Source organism: Actinophytocola sp., assembly GCF_036002505.1.
Lineage (GTDB): Bacteria > Actinomycetota > Actinomycetes > Mycobacteriales > Pseudonocardiaceae > DASYTH01.
This window is the reverse complement of the sequence record NZ_DASYTH010000320.1, coordinates 1-6,222: the sequence shown is the minus strand read 5'-3', so window position 1 is coordinate 6,222 and position 6,222 is coordinate 1. Positions and strand designations below refer to the sequence as shown.

Annotated in this window: 5 protein-coding genes; all 5 read right to left on the bottom strand. The window is 67.7% G+C overall.

Annotated features, from left to right (window positions below; all coding sequences use genetic code 11):
* Window positions 1-48: 48 nt before the first annotated feature.
* A complete protein-coding gene (locus VGR06_RS27970) occupies window positions 49-2,238 on the bottom strand; it encodes a S8 family serine peptidase (RefSeq protein ID WP_327562128.1) in 2,190 nt (729 codons plus the stop codon).
* 649 nt (window positions 2,239-2,887) lie between these two features.
* Window positions 2,888-3,589 (bottom strand): DUF998 domain-containing protein, encoded by a 702-nt coding sequence (locus VGR06_RS27965; RefSeq protein WP_327562127.1) that lies wholly within the window; start codon window positions 3,587-3,589, stop codon window positions 2,888-2,890.
* A gap of 77 nt (window positions 3,590-3,666) precedes the next feature.
* A complete protein-coding gene (locus VGR06_RS27960) occupies window positions 3,667-4,911 on the bottom strand; it encodes an RNA polymerase sigma factor (RefSeq protein WP_327562126.1) in 1,245 nt (414 codons plus the stop codon).
* Between the two features lie 6 nt (window positions 4,912-4,917).
* Window positions 4,918-5,334, bottom strand: coding sequence for a YciI family protein (locus VGR06_RS27955; protein WP_327562125.1), 417 nt, complete (start codon window positions 5,332-5,334; stop codon window positions 4,918-4,920).
* A 386-nt stretch (window positions 5,335-5,720) separates the two neighbouring features.
* Window positions 5,721-6,222 (bottom strand): winged helix-turn-helix transcriptional regulator (locus VGR06_RS27950; protein ID WP_327562124.1); only part of this gene is annotated, 502 nt, incomplete at its 5' end.

Sequence of the window (6,222 nt, the reverse complement as noted above, 5' to 3'; positions counted from 1 at the left end):
CCACGACTTCGATCCCGGTCAAGCCGAGTCGAACAAAATGTTCAGGGCTCAGTTCGCCTCGGACGGTACCGCGCGCAGGACGGTCAGCGTCACGCTGTTGTCCTTGTAGGACACTCGGAACAGGTAGCCGCCCGCGAGCAGGACGCGCATTTCGGGCAACTTATGGAAACTGCCGCTGATCGACTTGCCATTCATGATCGTCAGTACGGTGCCCGGGGTCAGGGCTCCGCGCACATCCAGGGTCAGCTCCCCGTCCAGTACGAGATCACCTGCGGCTTGGACGCTGGTGTAGTCGCGGTCACCCCTGATGGTCACCGCTAGGCGACCGTCCCTGCCGATGCTCACGTTCCCGCCGACGGTCAGGACATTGCCGGGAGCGATGTGCACATCGGAGACGCCCGTGGCTTCGTCGGGTCCGAGACCGGGCTGCAGCGCGCCACCGGCGACGTCGATGCTGCCGGCAACGCTGCCGCTGCCACCGAGCGTTCCGCCACGCACATCGATCGAGCTCGCGTGCGAGCCGGCGACGGAAAGCTTCCCGGCGAGGACCGTGCTCGGGCCGTGCCAGCTCTCATTGCCGGTGAGGAAAAGGGTGCCGGCACCGCGCTTCGTAAGGCTGCCCACGTAAACGCGTTCATTGCGTGCTTGCTCGCGGCGGGTACCGATGGCGAAGTCCGACTTGTCGACATCGCTCGCGTTGGCGGGCAGGCCGTTCGTCCAACCCTTGGCGATCTTGGTCGCTTCCCAGACGGCCGCTTCGTCGGCATCTTCCTGCTGGCGCGCACGGATCGCGACGTCGGAGATGTCGTTGGACCATACGTCGCTGAGACCCTGCGTGTCGACATCGAACGGCCCCAGCAACTGGCCCGGACCCTTCATGGCTTCCCGCAGGCTCGGCGTGTGCCAGCCGTTGCGCCGGTCGGGAGCCTGCACGATCTGGCCACCCGTGGGATTCGGAACAGCGTTGCCCGCCGCGTCGCTGATCGTGCTGTTCTGCCGACCGGTCGTGAACATGGTGTAAAGCGCCTGCTCGTTAGTCATGTACGGGAAGCGCTGCATGATCAACCCAAGCGCGGCCGCCGAATGGGGGGCGGCCATCGACGTACCGGAAAAGGCCTGGTAACGGGGCTGCGGTACGCCGTTGACAAGTTCCACGGTCGTGCTGTTGATCAAGGTGCTCGGAGCCGTCGCGCAGGACCACTTCGCGACACCGCACTGGTTGAATCGTTGCTGGCCCGGGACCAGGACCGAACCGTCGGGGTTGAACGTGCGCCCGATGTTGGTGTTGATCCCCGAGGTCGTGAACCAGCGGCCCTCCAGGTCGGGCAGGAAGTATGGTGCCGCGCCCCGCGGCGAGGGGTTCCGGGCGCCGGCGTTGCCGGCGCTGAATCCGATGATCGTGCCGGTGCGGGCGACCTCGATGGCTCCATTCAGCCAATGCACCGTCCTGCCATTCGCGTCGGCGACGCCGTCGGGCGTGGACAGGGTCCGCCACGCCGCGTTCAGACCGTCGTAGGTGTCGTAGCTTTCGGTGGGAGGCGCGCTGCCCCAGCTGCTGCTGATGATCCTGATGGGCTTGCCGTTCGCCGTGCGAGCGGCATTCACGGCTCGGTAGACATTGGCGAGATAGGCGTCGTCCGGCGTCTGCGCGGGCGTCGCGTTCGCCGGCAGGAGGCCGTAGTACACGCCGTCCGTCTTGTGCGTGTTCCCCATGAACACGTTGCTGTTGAACGCGACGCCATGCATGTTGGCGGCTGGTCCGCCGGGCTGCGTCTCGCCGACACCGTCGCGGCTTGCGCCCACGGTTCCGCTGACGTGAGTGCCGTGGGTGTCGTTGAACGCCGGGTCGTAGAAACCCGGCGTCGGACCGGTCTCGCCGCCTTGAGCTTCCACCGAGAAGTAGCGGTCTCCGACCGCGTAGTTCGTGTCGAGGCTGCCGTGCTCGCGTACGTGCCCGGCGAAGAAGCCCGAGTCGACGAGACCGATGTTCATCCCACCGCCGGCGTACCCGGCGGCGTAGGCGAACTCCGCTCCGATCGACACCAGGCCGGCATCCCGGTCGAACTCGGGGGTGCGCCAACTCGTCGGGTCGCCGAGCCGGCCGGGGTCTCCCACGTAGGACTTGATCGGTGGCGGCGCGGGCGCCTGCGCCATCGCCGGCTGCGCGGCAACGCCGAGCACCACCATGGGTGTCAGCGCCGCGATCAGCGCCGACTTCGCATGTTTCGCGGTGGACATTTTCGGCCTCCTCCAAGATCGTTCCGTGCGGAATAGGGTGAGCCTCGGTCTGGCGTATCGGTCAAAACATAGACGGATATTTGCATTTTATTTCGATTGATGTGCGAATTTTTGTGATGCCCGTCAGGAGAGCGAGGCGGCTTGCTTGCGACGATGCATTCGGTGGCTAATTCGGACGGCGAGATTCGTTCGGCTTGCGAGCCCGGAGATGCCGGGAATCCAGACGGTACCGAAATGATATTGATCGGCATCATGCCCGCGTATCGACGTAATACATCGGACGCTCGGTGGCCGCCGGTAGGCGACATAAGCATCGACAGCCTACTACTGCTCCACGGCCCCGTCGTTGTTTCTTTGTCCGGTTACATGACTGAATCGCCTGTGTTATGGGGTGTGATAGCAGGCGAGCACGACTCCAGAAGATCATGTTCAGGAGTCGTGCTCGTGCCGGTTTCTTCCCCGATCAGCCCTGCTGTTGACCACCTCGCTGACCTGGCGTTGTGGGAGGCCGAACTCGCCGCCGACCCGCAGCAGGTGGTCTCATCGCCGTTGCGACTCCGGCCCCGCGTAAGACGTCGAGGACCTCCGGGCTCCGTGTGCTGCTGATTTCTGCACACTTTGCCCGGAGGTCCTCAGCGCGTCGACCTCGCTACTGCGCGCCGTACGTGCTGGTCGCGTCCAGAAGCCCTCGCCTGAGGCGTGCCGCCACAGCCGCCACCAAACCGAACTGAACCGCTGTCGAGATCACGATGCGGATGGAAAAGCTGTCCAGGTCGGGCCACCCACTGAGCACGAGGGCCGCCACCACGATCGCGACGCACGCTCGGGCCCAACCCCGCTGCCCGAGGGCGGCGAAGCGACCGCGGAACACCAAGCAGACCGTCGTCCACGACAGCGTCACCACGACGTAGCCGACGTCGTGCAGGGCGCCGTGCCAGCTCATCTCAGGCGCTCCGGCCGGCGCGCCGGCGGGGAAGCCGGCACCCGCGTCGGTGACGAAGACCCCGGCCACCATCAACCCGGCCCCGACGGCGCCGACCAGCCGGGGTCCCCAGGTGCCACCCGGGCCGGGATGCAGCACGCGCCGTAGGCCGACTGCGCAGGCGACGAACAGCGCACCGGTCACGACGAAGTTGGCGATCTGGATCCACCCCAGATCCCCGAGGCTCAGCAGGCTGAGCGGGTGGCGGCCAGGGTCGAACCCGTCGCGGGTGAACGCCTGGAGCGCCCACACCACAAGGAACAGCGGGCCGGCGACGATGCCAGCCGTCAGCAGCCGTGCGGTCTGGTGCGATAATGCTGGCGTCGCGGCCTGCTGTGAAGCTGCCGGGGTCACGGTCAGCTGTGACATGCTCTTCTCCTCTCGTGGTCGGCACCCCTTCGGTGCCGCTCACCAGAGACGTCGCAGCCACCGGCTCGCTTCGGACATCACTGCTCAGCGAGGCGGGCAGCCTGGGCGTGAAGGTAGCGCTGCTGCGGAAGGCTGGTCGTCTGCTGGGCAGCCGCCAGGTAGCTGTCACGTGCCGCCGCACGCTCGCCGGCCATCTCCAGCAGATGTCCACGGACCGCTTGCAGGCGGTGGTCACCGGCAATCCGGTCGTCGGCCTCGAGTTCGTCGAGCAGCTCCAGGCCCGCGTGCGCGCCCCGAGCCATGGCGACCGCCACGGCATGGTTCAGCCGCACCACCGGGTTGTCGGCGATGCGCAGCAGCAGCTCGTACAGCGCCATGATCTGCGGCCAGTCGGTCGCCGCGGCGTCCGGCGCCTTGTCGTGGACCGCGGCGATGGCCGCCTGCAGCTGGTAGGGGCCGACGGGTCCCCGAGCCAGCGCGTCGGTGACCAACGCGACGCCCTCGGCGATCGAGTCGCCGTCCCAGAGACTGCGGTCCTGCTCGGCCATCGGGATCAGCGCACCGTCAGGGCCGGTCCGCGCCACCCGGCGGGCGTCAGTGAGCAGCATCAGCGCCAGCAGCCCGGCCACCTCGGAGTCATCGGGCAGGAGCCGGTGGACCAGGCGAGCCAGGCGGATCGCCTCGGCCGACAGCTCGACACGTTGCAGGCTCGCCCCCGAGGTGGCGGCGTAGCCCTCGTTGAAGATCAGGTAGAGCACGTGGAGCACGGCGGCGAGCCGCTCGGCGCACTCCGGGCCCGACGGCAGACGAAACGGCACACCACTGGCGGCGATGCCCTGTTTCGCCCGACTGATGCGGCGCGTCATCGTCGCCTCGGGTACCAGAAACGCACGCGCGATCTCCGCAGTGGTCAAGCCACCGACGGCGCGTAGCGTCAGCGCGATCTGCGAGGCAGGCGACAGCGCCGGGTGACAGCACAGGAACAGCAGGATGAGGCTCTCGTCCGAGTCCGAGGCCGGCCTGTCCGCGGCGGGCGCCACCCGCTGCTCGGGAAGCGTCCAGCGGGCGACGGCGTCCTCCCGGCGCCGGCGAGCCTGCTCGCCGCGCAGCAGGTCGGTCAGCCGGCGCGAGGCCACCCGGATCAGCCAGGCTCGCGGGCTGTCCGGGACGCCCTCCACAGGCCACCGCAGGCTCGCCGCCAGGAGCGCCTCCTGCACGGCATCCTCGGCCAGGTCGAAGTGCCCGTACCGGCGCACCACCGCGCCGAGGACCTCCGGCACCAGGCGGCGCAGCAGGTCCTCGACGCGGGCGTCATCGGCCACGGGCGATCAGGACTCCGGGTCGGGGCGGTACTCGTCGATGGGTCGTACGTCGGCGGCGGCCCTCGCGCGGACGTGCTCCGGGGCCGGGCAGGCCGACAGCCGGGCGGCGATCTCGGTGGCACGATCGAAGCTGTCGCACTCGACGACCCAGTAGCCCGCGAGCACCTCTTGGGCCTCGGCGTAGGGACCGTCGGTCACGACCGGGACGCCGTTCTGCAACTGGATCCTCCTGGTGTGCACCGGGGAGACCAGGCCACGGGTCTCCACCAGCTCCCCAGACTCGGCCAGCTCGGCGTTGAACGACTCCATGAACGCGCCCATCGCGGCGAACTCGTCTCCCGACCACGCCGGGTGGTCGCCTGGCTTCCCCGCCATCTCGTCGTAGTCGTGTTGTGACGCGTACGTCAGGATCATGAACTTCATGGCGTTCTCCCTTCACGGACGGCACCCCATCGGTGCATTGCACACGGGACGTCGGCGCCAGCCGCCCGCTCCGGACATCCTCCGGCACCAGACCGCGACAGCCAGACCTCGGTGGTCAATCGCTTTTCACCACCCGACGGCGTCACCGTCCAGCTGCTCGAGTAGGGGGACCATCCCAGAGTCACCCTGCGCACCCCGTCCACGACCTGCTCGCCATCGGCCCTTGACCATCGGCCCATCACTCACTGCCGGAGTTGTAGGTCTGCTCCTCCCGCATATCAAGCACGACAGGGCGCCGGACGGAGCCGCCCGACGTGACGCTGCGTAGCGCGCGCTCGGCGGCAGATGAGTTCGTTGCCGTCAAGCTGGTCGCCGCTTGCCTCGGGTTAATTGGGTGCTGATGTGCTGGCATGTCGGGTGTCCATTTCGTTCCACGGGGTGGACGCCCGTAGGTTCCAGGTCGGCAGCATTCGGGCTAGTTCGCGGGGACCGGCGACGCGGAGCTGGCCGGACCGTAGCGCATCGGCCCATTCGATCTGTCTGGTGTGCCATTTGGCCAGCGTCATGGTCGTGGTTTGGACCACGAGGTCGTCGGGGTAGCCCGGAGATTTCAGGCATACTTCGGCGTCCGTGGGCTGCACTACCAGCCAGATCGCGCGCTCCTTGTCGGGTCGGTCGGCACATTCGAAGCGAACCACGACCCGTTGATCGGGAAGGTTGGCGTGTGCGAGGTAGGTGGTGGCCCAGGTCCAGAGCAGGAACCGGGGATTGGTGTGTTCGTCGCGCAGCTCGACCCATCGCTCGCCCCAGGCGCCGAGCGCCAACAGTACGGGCCAAAGCTCCTCGCCGGCGTCGGTGAGAATGTACCGGACTCCGGGGCCACTGGCC